This window comes from Pseudomonas sp. PI1 (assembly GCF_000812405.1).
Taxonomy (GTDB): domain Bacteria; phylum Pseudomonadota; class Gammaproteobacteria; order Pseudomonadales; family Pseudomonadaceae; genus Pseudomonas; species Pseudomonas citronellolis.
Genome location: NZ_JWMC01000093.1, coordinates 21,466 through 37,916 on the forward strand (window position 1 = coordinate 21,466; position 16,451 = coordinate 37,916).

Below are 16,451 nucleotides of genomic sequence, written 5' to 3' on the forward strand. Positions count from 1 at the left end.
CACGGGAACCCATCTCGCGGTCGTGCGGGCTGATCTGTCCTTCCATCGAGACCTCTGGCCAGAGCGCGGTACTCGTTCACATGGAAGTGAGATCGAGGCCCGTGGGTTGTCGTCGTGCCCCGGCTCACCCTCGCTGTCGACAGGGAAGCCTGAGCATCGTGTTTGATCGGGGAGGGGGTGCCCTGTTTATTCAGGCGAGGAGGGGTGGGTACCGGGGGGAATCGAGTGGGACGGCTCGATGGATAGGGGCTCGCATTTTTTGCAAAAAATGGCCGGTGGGGTGTGGCCAAGTGATCCAAAAGGGATCCAGAAGTGATCCGAAACGGTGATCCAAAGCGCTCCCAAAGGCTCATGCCAGCGCTATAGAATGTGGTCTCCGATTGATAGTCGTGCGACGAGCAGAAAACGCTAGAAGTCAGGAATGGCGAGGCTTTCAGGCCTTCCCGCAACGATTACCCGTTAACCTGGTCAGGCCCGGAAGGGAGCAGCCGTAGCGGTGACATCGAGTGCCGGGGTGTGGCTGGCGGGGCCACCTCCATTTTCGGGGGGCGCTTTTCCTAGCCACAATTCCCCGTGTACGCCTTCCACCTCCCCCCTTTTTGCCTTCGGGCTCGTCTGATTTTTCCCTACGGCATAGCCGACCTCTCTGTTCCTGTTGAACGAACCCGTAGCCGCGCGTCGGCCTTGGTCCGCCTTGTTTTCCGTCATCCACTGGTACTTGGGTGCCATGTGGGATTTTTCTTATATTGATTGAATAGGCGCTTTTGAGGTGCCGTTTTTCAGGAGCTTCCATTAGATTAGGCAGCCGAGAAAGTTTGCTGTTGTATCGAGTTATCGTCGTTTGTGAGGTTTCCTTGAAAAAGATCAAGATCGTTCTGGCGGATGATCACGCAGTCGTATTGATGGGAGTCCGTGGGATTCTGGAGCGCCATCCGCAATATCAAGTGGCATGTGAGGTGCGAACTTCTGGTGAGTTGGTCGAGGCATTGCGACGGGAACATTTCGATATCGCGATCATCGACTTCAGCATGCCCGGGGACGAAGTCTACGGGGACGGTGTGCGCTTCATCGGCTACCTGGTGCGCAACTTCCCCGAGGTGAGGTTCCTGGTCTTCACCATGCTGTCCAACCGCCTGGTGCTGGACCGCCTGTGCGAGCTCGGGGTGCAGGGCGTGGTGCGCAAGGATGCGGGCATGGCCCAGCTGCTGTCGGCCCTGGACGCCCTGTGCAAGGGCCGCCGGGTGCTCAACCCCTGCACGGGGGACGGCGGCGACCTGCACAGCCGCCTGACCTCGCTCTCGGTCAAGGAATACGAGGTGTTGCGGCTGTTCGTCTCGGGCTTGCGCGTGTGTGAAATAGCGCGCCTGCTGCGGCGCAGCGACAAGACCATCAGCGCGCAGAAGGCATCGGCCAAGCGCCGTCTCGGCGTGACCACGGACCAGGAACTGCTGGCCTGCTGCCTGGAGAAGCATTTCTTCGACTGATGGCCAACAACCTCCAGCCACTCGGAAAAAGCGGGCCTATGCAGCCCGCTTTTTTATTTCCATTTTTCATCCGTGGCGATGTGGCGACAGTTTGATTTTCAGAATGGGTTAAGAATTTTCCGATGGCATATCGGAATTTATCGGCTTGGGTTGGTTCAGGATAATCCTAATTATTGCCGGTGATGAATTTTTAATACTGCCCATCGCTGAAAAGGAATTTCCGAGTTCGCTATTGAATGGCCCGGGCTGGATATTACATGGCACTGGGACAATTCCTTTTCGAGTCATCCCGTGTTCACGAAATTGAAGAAATAGCCTTATCAGGCGGGAGCTCACATGGCCGCAATTCAACTGATTGCGAAAAGTTCGGGGCAGGTTACCGATGTCAGCGGCAAGAACCTGTTGTCGCTGGCGCACCCTTGCGTGGTGAAGATCGCGGCCGCGCCCGACAGCATCCAGTCCATCGGCCGAAATGGCGACAGCCTGGTGATCCGTTTGAAGAACGGCGAAGTCATCAATATTGACAATTTCTTCCAGGCCGTGAACGGCGTGCGCCACGACCTGGTGCTGGAGGCCCCCGGCGGCGAGCTGTGGCTGGCGGACCAGAACGAGCCCTGGGTGACCACCGAGCTGGACTCCATCGAGCAACTGCTGGCGGAACGCAGCGACGACACTTACGCCGTCTTCGGCGTGCTGCCGCTTGCCGGCCTCGGCGCCCTGGGTGTCGGCGGCCTGGCCGCAGCGGCGGGAGGCGGCGGTGGCGGCGGTGGCTCGGACGGCGGCACCGTTACCACCGTCGCCGATGAGAGCGGCAACTGGGCATTTCCGGAGAGTCCGCTGGAAAACGGCGAGAGCGGCAGCATCACCGAGCCCCCGGGCAATGTCGGCCCGCCGATCGTGACCGAACCGGCCGACGTGATCGCGCCGGAACCGCCAGTCATCACCGACAACAATGGCGATGGCCTGAGCGGCACTGGCGAGCCGGAAGGCATCGTCACTGTCGAGCTGCCGGATGGCAGCACCGTCACGACCGTCGTCGATGAAAACGGCAACTGGGAGTTCCCGGAAAACCCGCTGGAAAACGGCGAGTCCGGCAACATCACCATCACCGACCCCTCGGGCAACGTCAGCCCGCCGACTACTACCGAACCGGCCGACGTCATTGCACCGGAACCGCCGGTCATCACCGACAACAATGGCGATGGCTTGAGCGGCACTGGCGAGCCGGAAGGCATCGTCACTGTCGAGCTGCCGGATGGCAGCACCGTCACGACCGTCGTCGATGAAAACGGCAACTGGGAGTTTCCGGAAAACCCGCTGGAAAACGGCGAGTCCGGCAGCATCACCATCACCGACCCCTCGGGCAACGTCAGCCCACCAACCATCACCGAACCCGCGGATACCTCCGCCCCCGATATCTCCCAGGCCGAGGCGGGCCTCAGCCTGATCGACGATGTCGGCGCCATCACCGGGCCTATCGCCCAGGGCGGCCATACCGACGACGACCAGCCCGAGTTCAAGGGCCAACTGGTCGGCGGCGATGCCGTGCTGGTGAACATCTACGACAACGGCGAGCTGATCGGCAGCAGCCTGGTCGCCGCCGACGGCAGCTGGAGCTTCATTCCCACCCAGCCTTTGACCGATGGCGAGCACAACCTGCAGGCCAGCGCGATGGACGCCGCCGGCAATGTCAGCGCGATGCTGCCGGCCGACGGCTGGCGCTTCACCGTCGACACCCTCGCGCCCGTCGAGCTGCCGGAGGAGGGCGGCTCGCTGAGCCTGCTCGACGACGCCGGCAGCGTCACCGGCGAGATCGTCCGCGGCGGCGTGACCGACGATGCCAGGCCGACTTTCGGTGGCAGCGGCGTACCGGCCGACATCGTCAGCGTGAACGTCTACGACAACGGCGTGCTGATCGGCAGCGCCAGCGTCAGCGACGGCCAGTGGAGCTTCGAGCCGGCGCTGCCGCTGCTGGCCGGCGAGCACAACTTCCAGGCCGCGCTGGTGGATGCCGCCGGCAACGAAGGGCCGAAGAGCGCCGACTGGCCCTTCAGCCTCAAGCTGACGCCGCCGGCTGCGCCCTCCATCGAACACGTCATCGACGACCAGGCGCCGATCACCAGCGGCCACCTGCAGCCGGGCGCGCAGACCGACGACCGCAGCCCGACCGCCAAGGGCACAGCCGAGCCGGGCACCGTGGTGCATCTTTACGTCAATGGCAGCGAGGTCGGCAGCGTCGCCACCGACGCCGAGGGCAACTGGTCGATCGACCTGGCCGACCTCGGCGCCGACGGCCTGAAGACCCTGACCGCCAAGGCCGTGGATTCGGCCGGGCAATGGAGCCCGGCCACCGGCGGCTTCGACATCCTGCTGGACACCAGCGCGCCGGCCGTCCCGGACGCGCCGAGTGCCCTGGACAACGTCGGCGCCGTCACTGGCCCCATCGCCGGCGGCGTGACCGACGACAGCACCCCTACATTCGGCGGCAGCGCCGAGCCGGGCGCCACCGTCACCATCAAGGATGGCGACAACGTGCTGGGCACCGCCATCGTCGACGGCGACGGCAACTGGAGCTTCACCCCGGCCGAGGCGCTGGGGGAGGGCGAGCACAGCATCAGCACCCTAGTCACCGATGCCGCCGGCAATGCCAGCGAGCCCAGCGAGGCGCTGGTGCTGGTGGTCGACACCCGGCCGCTACAGGTCAGCGTGGCCAAGGCGCTGGACGATGCCGGCAGCCTGACCGCCGAGCTGGGCACCGGCGCGGTGACCGACGACCGCACGCCGACCCTGGTGGGCAGCGCCACCGCCGGCGCCCTGGTCACCGTCACGGACGGCGCCAGCGTGCTCGGCTCGGTCGTGGCCGATGCCGCCGGCGCCTGGAGCCTGGAGCTGCCGGCGCAGGCCGATGGCAGCTACTTCTACAGCGTCACCGCCAGCAACGGCGCCAACAGCGCCAGCACCCGCTTCGAACTGACCATCGACGGCAGCGCGCCGGAGAAACCCGGCGCGATCCTCGCCGTCGACAACCAGGGCGACGTCACCGGCCCCATCGACAACGGCGTGACCGACGACTCCACCCCGACCTTCAGCGGCAACGCCGAGCCGGGCAGCGTCATCACCATCAAGGACGGCGACAAGGTGCTGGGCACCGCCACGGTCGATGGCGACGGCAACTGGAGCTTCACCCCGGCGCAGCCGCTCACCGACGGCGAGCACGCCATCAGCGTGAGCGCCAGCGACGCGGCCGGCAACGTCAGCGAGCCGAGCGACGTGCTGACGATCCTGGTCGACACCAGCGACGTGGTGGTCAGCATCGAGGCGGCCATCGACGACGTGGGCGAAACCCAGAGCCTGAGCAACGCCGCCCTGACCAACGACACCACCCCGACTCTGGTCGGCAAGACCCTCGCCGACGCGCTCGTGGTCATCTCCGCGGGCGGCGTCGAGATCGGCAGCGTCAGCGCCGATGCCGAGGGCAACTGGAGTTTCCAGTTGCCGGAACAGGCCGACGGCGAACACAGCTATACCGCCAGCGTCTCCAACGGCGCCAACAGCGGCAGCGCCGAATTCAGCCTGACCATCGACGGCAGCGCGCCGGCGTCCGCGGAAGTGGTAGTGGCCACTGACGACCAGGGCCTGGTCCGCGGCCCGATCGCCGCCGACGGCGTCACCGACGACGCCCTGCCGGTGTTCTCCGGCAGGACCGAGGCCGGGGCCATCGTCACTCTCTTCGATGGCGCCGAGGTGCTCGGCAGCGTGACCGCCGACGCCAATGGCGACTGGAGTTTCACCCCGGCCCAGCCGCTGGCCGATGGCGAGCACAGCATCCGCGCGCAGGTCGCCGATGCCGCCGGCAACGCCAGCGAGCCCGGCCCGGCGCTGGCGTTCAGCGTCGACACCGCGCCCATCAGTGTCAGCGTGATCAAGGCCAGCGACAACGTCGGCGCCAAGCAGGGCGACCTGGCCGACAAGGCACTCACCGACGACAACCGCCCGAGCCTGGCCGGCACCGCCAGCGCCGGCGCCATCGTCAGCATCCTCGACGGCTCGACGCTGCTCGGCTCGGTGCTCGCCGACGCCGCCGGCCAGTGGAGCCTGGAGTTGCCGGAGCAGGCCGACGGCAGCCACGTCTACGACATCCTGGCCACCGCCGCCAACGGCAACGAGGCCAGCACCCGCTTCGAACTGACCATCGACACCCAGGCCCCGGACGCCCCGGCGCTGGTCGTGGTGACCGACAACGTCGGCACGCAGCAGGGCGCCCTGGAGGCGGGCGCCGCCAGCGACGACAGCGCCGCGGTGATCAGCGGCAGCGGCGCCAACCCCGGCGACCTCATCACCATCCACGACAACGGCAGCCCGATCGGCAGCGCCATCGTCGACGCCAACGGCAACTGGAGCTACAAGCCGGAAACCCCGCTGGCCGAAGGCGAGCACGCGATCAGCGCCTCGGCCACCGACACCGCCGGCAACGAAAGCGCGCAGGGCCCGGCGCTGAGCTTCGTGGTCGACACCACCGCGCCGGGCGCCATCACCGACCTGGCACTGCTCGACGACGTGGAAGGCGGCGCCTTCGGCGACATCGCCCAGGGCGAGCCGAGCAACGACGCCACGCCGACCTACAGCGGCCATGTCGAGGGCGGCGCCGTGCTGGTGCGCATCTACGACAACGGCGAGCTGATCGGCACGGCCAGCGTGGACGAAGCCGGCAACTGGCGCTTCGAGCCGCAGCCGCCGCTGGCCGATGGCGCGCACAGCTTCCAGGCCGAGGCGCTGGACGCCGCCGGCAACCTCGGCCCGCGCAGCGAGGCCTGGGACTTCGTGGTCGACACCACGCTGCCCGAGACGCCGCGCATCACCCGCGTGCAGGACGACTTCGGCCCGCAGCAGGGCGACCTCGACAAGGGCGCCAGCACCGACGACGTCAGCCTGAACCTCAGCGGCACCGGCAGCGCCGGCGCCACCCTGTTCCTCTACGTGCGCCTGAGCGACGACCTGCAGGCGCCCAGCGAACTGCTGGGCTCCACCGTCATCGACGCCAACGGCGAGTGGAGCCTGGCCACCGGCGACCTTGCCCAGTTCGGCGGCGACGGCATGAAATACTTCTGGGCCAGCTCGCAAAGCCCTTCGGGGCAGATGAGCGAGACGCCCAGCGAGGACTTCCCGGTGGCGCTGCACACCGCGTTGCCGGAAGCCCCGCAACTGCTGGCGCTGCAGACCGAGGCCTTCACCAGCCAGGTCTGCGGCAACCTCACCAGCGACGCCACGCCGAGCATTTCCGGCAGCGGCGCCCCGGGCTCGCTGGTGCTGGTCTACGACAACGGCGAGGCGCTCGGCTCGGCGCTGGTGGACGAGACCGGCAACTGGAGCTTCACCCCGCAAGAGCCGCTGGCCGACGGCCCGCACGCGCTCACCGCGACCCTCACCGACGCGGTGGGCAACGTCACCGAGCCCAGCGCGCCCTGGTTGTTCGTGATCGATACCCTGGCGCCGAACGTCGGCCTGGACATCAACACCGCCGAGCAACTGGCCGGGCAGACCGAGCCGGGGGCGACAGTCACGGTGATCGACAAGGCCGGCACGGCGCACAGCGTCACCGCCGACCAGAACGGCCGCTGGAGCCTGCAGCCCAACCCGCTGGGCCGGGGCGAGGACGGCAGCATCTCGGTGGCGGACGCGGCGGGCAACCAATCGCAACCCATCGTCATCCAGGGCGACGTGCTGGCCAGCTACGACCTCACGCGCTACACCAGCCAGGTGAACACCACCGAGGCCGGCCCGCAGGCCAACCCCAGCGTCACCACCCTGGCCGACGGCAGGATAGCGGTGGTCTGGCAGGGCGGCGATACCGCCAGCAACAATGCCGAGGTTTACATGCAGCTGTTCGAGGCCGATGGCGTGACGCGCATCGGCGGCGAGCAGCAGGTCAACCAGCGCAGCAGCTACAACCAGGACAGCCCGCAGGTGGTGGCCCTGGCCGATGGCGGCTACCTGGTGGTCTGGGAGTCCTGGCAGGCCGGCCCGGACACCAGCAACGACGGCATCATGGCGCGTCGCTACGGCGCCGATGGCAGCCCGCTGACCGACGAATTCGCCGTCAACCAGCTGACCGCCGGCGGCCAATTGTCGGTCTCCGTGGTGGCGCACCCGGGCGGCGGCTACACCATCTCCTGGATCAGCGATCCCGATGGCGGTTCCACCGACAGGATCGTCCAGCGCAGCTTCGATGCCGACGACCAGCCGCTCGGCGGTGACGTGGTGGTGGGCAGCGGCACCGGCTATGGCGCCGAGGGCGCGCCGGCCATGGCGGCGTTCGTCGATGCCGCGCACCAGGGCATGTACGTGACCGTGTGGAGCGGCCGCAACGGCCCGGGCGACAGCTCCGGCACCGGCGTCATCGGCCAGCTCCACGCGGCCGACGGCACCGCGCTGGGCGGCAACTTCCAGGTCAACGCCGGCACCGGCAACAACCAGGACTACCCGGACGTGATCACCCTCAAGGACGGCAGCTTCGTGGTGATCTGGGAGGGCAACCCGCCGGGCAGCACCGGCTTCGATGTCTACATGGCGCACTACAGCGTCGACCCGGCCACCGGCGCCGTGCAGCAGATCGGCCCGGGCGACGTGCGCGTCAACACCGGCATCGCCGGCGACCAGTACAAGCCCACCGCGGTGGCGCTGGACGACGGCGGCTACCTGGTCATCTGGGGCTCGGCCGGCGGCGACGGCAGCGGCTCGGCGATCTTCGCCCAGCGCTACGACGCCCAGGGCCACAAGCTGGGCCGCGAGTTCCTGGTCAACCCGACCACCGAGGGCAACCAGGGCTGGGCCGGCGACAACGTCGACATGAAGAACCTGCTGGACGCCACCCTGATGGCCGACGGCAGCGTCTACGTGACCTGGCAGAGCGACAAGGCCGACAACAGCGGCTGGGGCATCGAGGCCACGGTGATCGACATCGACGCCGGCTACTACTCCGAATTCCGCGTCAACGGCACCCTCGGCGGCGCCCAGGACCATTCGGCCACCGCGAGCCTGCCCAATGGCGGCTTCGTGGTGGTCTGGGAGTCGGCCTCGGGCGATGGTTCCAACGATTGCGTCATGGCCCAGCTGTTCGATGCCAGCGGCATGCCGCTGGGCGGCGAGTTCGTGGTCAACACCAGCACCGGCGACTTCCAGGGCAAGCCGGCGGTGGCGGTGCTGGCCGACGGCAGCTTCGTGGTCAGCTGGACCAGCTACGCCGGCGGCAACGACGCGATCATGCAGCAGAAGTTCGGCTACACCTACGACCTCGACGGCAACATCAGCGGCGCGCAGCCCCAGGGCGGCGAGTCCAGGGTCAACCTCAACGATGCCGACAGCCAGCGCTATTCCAGCATCACCGCGCTGGAAGATGGCGGCTACATGCTCAGCTGGAAGTCCTGGGAGGGCGGCGGCTGGCGCATCTACGCCCGCCAGTACGACGCCGACGGCTCGCCGGCCAGCGGCGACCTGCTGGTCAGCGCCACCCACTACACCAGCGACATCATCGGCGCCTCCATCAGCACCCTGGCCGATGGCCGCGTAGTGTTCACCTACGCGCGCAACCTCGGCGGCGGCGACGCCTACTTCCGCATCTACGATCCGAACACCCAGAGCTTCGGGCCCGAGATCGTCGCCAACCAGACCACCGCCAACAGCCAGGCCTCGCCCAGCGTGTCGGGGCTGGCCAACGGCAACTTCATCGTCACCTGGGATTCCAACGACCACAGCGGCCCGGACCAGTCCGGCTACGGCATCTGGGGGCGCATCTTCGACGCCGCCGGCGTGCCGGTGGGCAACGAGTTCCTGCTCAGCACCAGCACCCTGGGCGACCAGGCCATGCCGGTGGTGGTGCCGCGCGCGGACGGCAGCTTCGTCGTGGTCTACCAGTCGGCCACCGACGCGGCGCCGGGCGCCGGCACCTGGGGCATCTACGCGCAGTTCTTCGACGCTGCCGGGCGCAAGGTCGGCCAGGAACTGCACATCAACCAACTGGTGAGCGGCGACCAGACTCAGGTCGACGCCACCTTCCTCGACAGCGGCAAGCTGTTCGTCAGCTGGACCGACAATGGCGTCGGCGATGGCAACGGCAGCGCCATCAAGGGCAGCCTGGTGGACCTCGACGAGAGCCTCGGGCTGATTCCGCCGCCGCCGCTGGGCGAGGGCGCCACCGGCCTCGACTACGTGCCGGCCAGCCCGCCGCAGATCAGCGTGCTCAGCGTCGGCCTGGACACCAACAGCGCCGAGCGTCTGGGCGGGCGCACCGAGCCGGGGGCGACCGTCAGCGTGGTCGACGCCCAGGGCGTCAGCCACACGGTGGTCGCCGACCAGTACGGCCGCTGGGACTTCTACCCCAACCCGCTGGCCCAGGGCGAGCAGGGCAGCCTGTCGGCCCATGACGGGGCCGGCCACCAGGCGCCGGCGGTGGCCATCCAGGGCGCGGCCCTGGCCGACTACCAACTGGACCGCCACACCGTGGAAGTGAACAGCACCGAGGCCGGCCCGCAGACCAACCCGAGCGCGGCGACCCTGGCCGATGGCCGGATCATCGTGGTCTGGCAGAGCGGCACCGGCACCGACGTGTTCATGCAGCTGTTCGAGGCCGACGGGGTGACCCGCGTCGGCAGCGAGCAGCAGGTCAACCAGCGCAACAGCGGCGACCAGGACGGCCCGCAGGTGGTGGCCCTGGCCGATGGCGGCTACCTGGTGGTCTGGGAGTCCTGGCAGGCGGGCCCGGACACCAGCGGCGACGGCATCATGGCGCGCCGCTATGGCGCCGACGGAACGCCGCTGACCGACGAGTTCGCGGTCAACCTGGGCACTGCCGGCGACCAGCGCCACCCCAGCGCTGTGGCGCACCCGGACGGCGGCTACACCATCAGTTGGACGAGCAACCCCGACTCCGGCTCCACCGACCTGGTGGCGCAGCGCACCTTCGATGCCGACAACCAGTCACTCACCGGCGATGTGCTGGCGGGCAGCGGCCAGGCCTATGGCGCCGAGGGCGCTCCGGCCATGGCGGTGTTCGGCGATGCCGCGCACCAGGGCATGTACGTGACCGTGTGGAGCGGCCGCAATGGCCCGGGCGATGCCTCCGGCACCGGCGTCATCGGCCAGCTCCACGCGGCCGACGGCACCGCGCTGGGCAGCAACTTCCAGGTCAACGCCGGCGCCGGCAACGACCAGAACAACCCGGACGTGATCGTCCTCAAGGACGGCAGCTTCGTGGTGGTCTGGGAAGGCAACCCGCCGGGTAGCAGCGGCTTCGACGTCTACATGGCGCACTACAGCGTCGACCCGGCCACCGGCGCCGTGCAACTGATCGGCCCGGGCGACGTGCGCGTCAACACCGGCATCGCCGGCGACCAGTACAAGCCCACCGCGGTGGCGCTGGACGACGGCGGCTACCTGGTCATCTGGGGGGCGGCCGGCGGCGACGGCAGCGGTTCGGCGGTTTTCGCCCAGCGCTACGACGCCCAGGGCAACAAGGTCGGCCGCGAGTTCCTGGTCAACCCGACCACCGATGGCAACCAGGCTTCGAACGAGGCCGGCTCGAACGTGCTGGATGCGACGCTGATGGCCGACGGCAACGTCTACGTGACCTGGCAGAGCGACAAGTCCGACAGCAGCGGCTGGGGCATCGAGGGCACGGTGATCGACATCGACGCCGGCTATTTCTCCGAGTTTCGCGTCAACGGCACCCTGAGCGGCGCCCAGGACCATCCGGCCACCGCGAGCCTGCCCAACGGCGGCTTCATCGTCGTCTGGGAATCGGCCACGGGCGATGATTCCAGCGACTGCATCATGGCCCAGCTGTTCGATGCCGCCGGCATGCCGGTGGGCGGCGAGTTCGTGGTCAACGCCACGACCGGCGACTTCCAGGGCAAGCCGGCGGTGGCGGTGCTGGCCGACGGCAGCTTCGTGGTCAGCTGGACCAGCCATGCCGGTGGCAGCGACGCGATCATGCAGCAGAAGTTCGGCTACACCTACGACCTCGACGGCAACATCAGCGGCGCGCAGCCCCAGGGCGGCGAGTCCGGGGTCAACGTCAACGACGTCGGCCAGCAGCGTTTCTCCAGCATCACCGCGCTGGAAGACGGCGGCTACATCGTCAGCTGGAGCGCCAACATCAGCGGCACCAGTGGCAAGTGGCAGATATTCATGCGCCAGTACGCCGCCGATGGCTCGCCGGTGGGCGGCGACCGGCTGGTGGGCGACGCCACCTACCACACCACGGCGGGGCCGGACGCGGCATCCCTGGCGACCCTGCTGGACGGCACCGTGGTGATCGCCTACAACCGCGACATCGGCGGCGCAGCGGGGGTGGAGTCCTACTTCCGCCTCTACGACCCGGCGACCGGGCTGCTGGGCGAGGAAATCCGCGCCAACCAGACCTCGGCCAACAAGCAGTCCTCGCCGGCGGTGTCGAGGCTGGCCAACGGCAACTTCATCGTCACCTGGGATTCCAACGACCACAGCGGCCCGGACCAGTCCGGCACCAGCACCTGGGGGCGCATCTTCGACGCCACCGGCGCGGCGCTGGGCAGCGAGTTCCTGGTGTCCAACAGCACCACCGGCGACCAGTCCGAGCCCATGGTGGTGGCCCGCGAGGGCGGCGGCTTCGTGGTGGTCTACGTGTCGCGCAGCGAGGCGGCGCCGGGCTCCGGCAGCTATGGCGTGTACGCCCAGTTCTTCGACGATGCCGGGCGCAAGGTCGGCCAGGAACTGCACATCAACCAACTGGTGAGCGGCGACCAGACGCAGGTCGACGCCACCTTCCTCGACAGCGGCAAGCTGTTCGTCAGTTGGACCGACAGCGGCGTCGGCGATGGCAGCGGCAGCGCCGTCAAGGGCCGCCTGGTGGACCTGGACGAGACCCTCGGGCTGGCCCCGGCGGTGGCCGAGGGCGGCGCCACCCACGTCGACTACCTGCCGGTCTCCGACGCCGTGGGCACTGCCGCCGACGACATGCTCGACGCCCGCGGCTACACCACCGCCAGCGGCGGCGAGGGCAACGACGTCATCCTCATCGACGGCACCGGCTTCGCCCACATCGACGGCGGCGCCGGATACGACATCCTGGTCTGGGCCTCGCGCAATGCGCTGGACCTGGGCCAGGTCGCCGACAGGCTGGAGGGCATCGAGGCCATCCGCCTGAGCGAAGGGCTGAGCCAGTCGCTGACGCTGAGCCTGGCCGACCTGCTGAAGGTCACCGAGCCCGACGGCGAGGCCCGGCACAGCCTGAGGATCACCGGCGACAGCGGCCAGAACGGCGTGGTCGACAGCGTCGACATCGACCTCGCGGACTGGGTTCGGCAGGCGCAGCAGGTCACCGAGGGCGCCGTCACCTACGACGTCTACACCTCGAAGAGCGCGTCCTATGCGCACCTGCTGATCCAGGAGGGCCTGTACGTGGTCTGAGCGGCCCGGCGCGCTGGCTCCCACCTGCGGCGCGAACCTCGTTCGCGCCGTTTTTCATTGCGGCCGGCGCGCCGGCCCGAGTCCGAAAAACAGCGGGCGGCTTGAGGGATTTCCTAAAAGCCCGTCCCGGGCGGCGAAGTTCCTACGGCTTTAGGGAGTTTCCTAACCCATGCGCCGGCCCGCTGCTCTAGTCTGCCCGCGGTTCGTGGCGAGTACCCATGGCGCATGGGCGATGTCACTTCATTCACTTCGGGGAGAAATTACCAGATGGACGCAATTGAACTGATCGCGAAAAGCTCGGGGCAGGTGACCCCCGTGACCGGCAATGGCCCCCTGAGCCTGTCGCGGCCCGGCGTGGTGAAGATCGCCGCGGCGCCGGAGGACGTCCAATCCCTCAGCCGCAACGGCGACCACCTGCTGGTGCGCCTGAAGACCGGCAAGGTCATCACCGTCGAGAACTTCTTCCAGGGCTTCGATGGCGTACACAACGACCTGGTGCTGCAGGCGCCGGACGGCCAGCTGTGGCAGGCCGGCTACGAAGAGCCGTGGGACGGCATGGAACTGACGCGCCTGGACTCCGTCGACGAACTGCTGGCGTTGCAGTCGGACGACCACAACGTCGCCTTCGGCCTGCTGGTGCCGGCGGCGGGGCTGGGCGCCATCGGCGTGGGCAACATGCTCACCCAGCGCGACGGCGGTGGCGGCGGCAGCCCGCGCTCGGTGGGCCCGTTGCCGGAAGGACAGGCGCCGGGCGCGCCGCAGATCCTGTTCAACAACCAGCAGGGCCTGACCGGCACCGCCGAGCCCGGCAGCCTGATCACCCTGACCCGCCCGGACGGCAGCACCGAGACCGCCACCACCAATGCCGATGGCACCTGGAGCTTCCTGCCCAACCCGCTGGAGGACGGCCAGTCCGGCAGCGTCACCGCGTCCAACGGCGACGGCGCCAGCCCGGCGGTGGACACCGGCCCGGCGGACCTGACGCCGCCGAAGGACCCAGTCGTCAGCGAGAACAACGCCAATGGCCTGTCCGGCACCGGCGAGGCGGGCGACACCATCATCCTCACCAAGCCCGATGGCAGCACCGTCACCACCGTCGTGGACGAGAACGGCAACTGGAGCTTCCCGGAAAACCCGCTGGGCAATGGCGAGTCGGGCTCGCTGGTGGAAGTGGACCCGGCCGGCAACTCCAGCGGCAGCGTCGATACCGGTCTGGCCGACCTGGAAGTGCCGGAGCCGCCGGTGGTCACCGAGAACAATGGCAATGGCCTGGGCGGTACCGGTGAGCCGGAAGGCATCGTTACCGTCGAGCGGCCGGACGGCAGCACCGTGACCGCCATCGTCGATGAAAACGGCAACTGGGAATTCCCGGAGAACCCGTTGGAGAACGGCGAAAGCGGCAGCATCACCATTACCGACCCCGCGGGCAACGTCAGCCCGCCGACCGTCACCGAGCCGGCCGACGTGGTTGCGCCGGAACCGCCCGTAGTCACCGAGAATAACGGCAACGGCCTGGGCGGCACCGGCGAGCCGGAAGGCATCGTCACCGTCGAGCTACCGGACGGCAGCACCGTCACGGCCATCGTCGATGAAAGCGGCAACTGGGAATTCCCGGAAAACCCGCTGGAGAACGGCGAGACCGGTAGCGTCACCATTACCGACCCCGCGGGCAACGTCAGCCCGCCGACCATCACCGACCCGGCCGATCTGCTGCCGCCCGTGCTGCCTGAAGGGCACGAGTGGCTGCAACTGATCGACGACATCGGCGAGGTGACGGGCGAGATCGCCAAGGGCGGCGTGACCGACGACGCGCGTCCCGAAGTGATTGGCGACTGCGGCGCCGACAGCGATGCCGTGCTGGCCTTCATCTACTTCGACGGCGCGCTGCTGGGCAGCGCCACCGTCACCGCGGGCAAATGGAGCTTCCCCCTGGAAAGCGATCTTGCGGCGGGCGCCCACCAGTTCCAGGTGGAACTGCAGGACGCCGCCGGCAACCGCAGCGCCAAGAGCGAACCCTGGGACTTCACCCTGGAGCTTCCCGATGCGCCCGAGGCGCCAAGCATCGACTGGGTCCAGGACGACCAGGAGCCGCTGGTGGTCGAACTGCAACCCGGGGACAGCACCAACGACCGCAGTCCCATCGTCGGCGGCAGCGGCGTGCCGGGCAGCCTGCTGACCCTGTACGTCGACGACCAGGCCGTGGGCAGCGTGACCGTGGGCGAGGACGGCAAGTGGGAAATCGCCATCGCCGACCTGGGCGCCGATGGCGCCAAGCGCATCAGCGCCGACCAGGCCAGCGCCGGCGGGCCGAGCGGCCCGCGCAGCGAGGTGGTGGAGATCGTCCTGGACACCCAGGCGCCGGCCCGGCCGGTCATCGAGCGGGTCTACGACAACCTCGGGGGCCAGCACGGCGACATCGAACCCAATGGCGTGACCGACGATTTCTGGCCGGAGATCAGCGGCCGCGTCGAGGGTGGCGATGCGACTTACGTGAAGCTCTTCGACAAGGGCATGCCGATCGGAACCGCCACGGTCAACGCGGACGGCACCTGGTCCTTCACCCCCGTCTCGTCGCTGGGCATAGGCCAGCACAGCCTGCAGGTCATCGCGGTGGACGCGGCAGGCAACGAGAGCCCGTTGAGCGACGCCTGGTCCTATGAAACCTACGTGCCGCCGTCGTTGGAACCGAGCATCACCGGCGTCCGGGACGACTACGGTGCCGAACAGGGCGCCCTGCAGAAGGAAGACTTCACCGACGACAGCACGCCGGTGGTGCGTGGCACCGGGCGTCCCGGTGATGTCATGGAGCTCTACCTGCAACTGGAGGGCGGCGCGCTGAATCTGGGAACCGCCTACCTGGTGGGCTCGGCCGTGATCGATGCGAAGGGCCACTGGCAGATCGAGTCCGACGACCTGGCCCAGTATGGCGGCTATGGCATGAAGTTCCTCTATGCCTCTTCCTATAACGAGGGTGGCGACCGCCCGGCGCCCACTGGGGCATACCCCATCTACCTGGAGGATCCCGCCGCGCCGGAGCAGTTGCGTTCGTTGTCATCGGCGCTGGACGAACCGCAGGAGCCGGGCGTGGCGGAGGGCGAGGGCGCCGGGCTGATCCAGCAGGTGCTCGGCCTGGCCGTGGGCACGGGGGGCGCGCTGCCGGCCGGCCCCGAGCCGGACCTGGCCGGGTTGCTGACCGATATCCGGCTGCCGCGGCAGTTCCAGTTGGAGGCTGATGGGCCCCGGGACATCACCGAGCCCACCGGCGAGGTCTTCGCGCCGCTGTCGTCGGGCGAGCGCCTCGACCTGCTCGGCCTGCAGCACAGCCAGCAACTGGTGCTCTGACGCCCGGCTCCCGCCGCCCGCGGCGGGGTTCGTCACGAAGGGCGCGAACCTTGGGTTCGCGCCCTTTTTTGTTCGCGGCGGGCGCTTTCCGGGCCTTGTGAGGGCTTGCCCTTCGCGTGCGCTGGCCCGAAGGGGAATAACCCAGAGACTTTTGGGTTGGGGGTTTGGTGTAGCGCGCCGCTC

The 16,451-nt window shown here is 68.3% G+C and carries 3 protein-coding genes and 1 other RNA gene; all 4 read left to right on the forward strand.

The window, feature by feature from the left end; translation table 11 throughout:
* Positions 1-432 precede the first annotated feature (432 nt).
* Positions 433-529: signal recognition particle sRNA small type (ffs, locus tag RN02_RS32845), an RNA gene on the forward strand.
* A 325-nt stretch (positions 530-854) separates the two neighbouring features.
* Complete coding sequence (locus RN02_RS27045) at positions 855-1,484, forward strand: response regulator (RefSeq protein WP_009619421.1); 630 nt, start codon at positions 855-857, stop codon at positions 1,482-1,484.
* A gap of 336 nt (positions 1,485-1,820) precedes the next feature.
* Positions 1,821-12,926 (forward strand): Ig-like domain-containing protein, encoded by an 11,106-nt coding sequence (locus tag RN02_RS27050; RefSeq protein WP_043318249.1) that lies wholly within the window; start codon positions 1,821-1,823, stop codon positions 12,924-12,926.
* Between the two features lie 267 nt (positions 12,927-13,193).
* Entirely contained in the window at positions 13,194-16,268 is a 3,075-nt protein-coding gene (locus tag RN02_RS27055) for an Ig-like domain-containing protein (protein ID WP_043318251.1), read from the forward strand.
* The last annotated feature ends 183 nt before the right edge of the window (positions 16,269-16,451 follow it).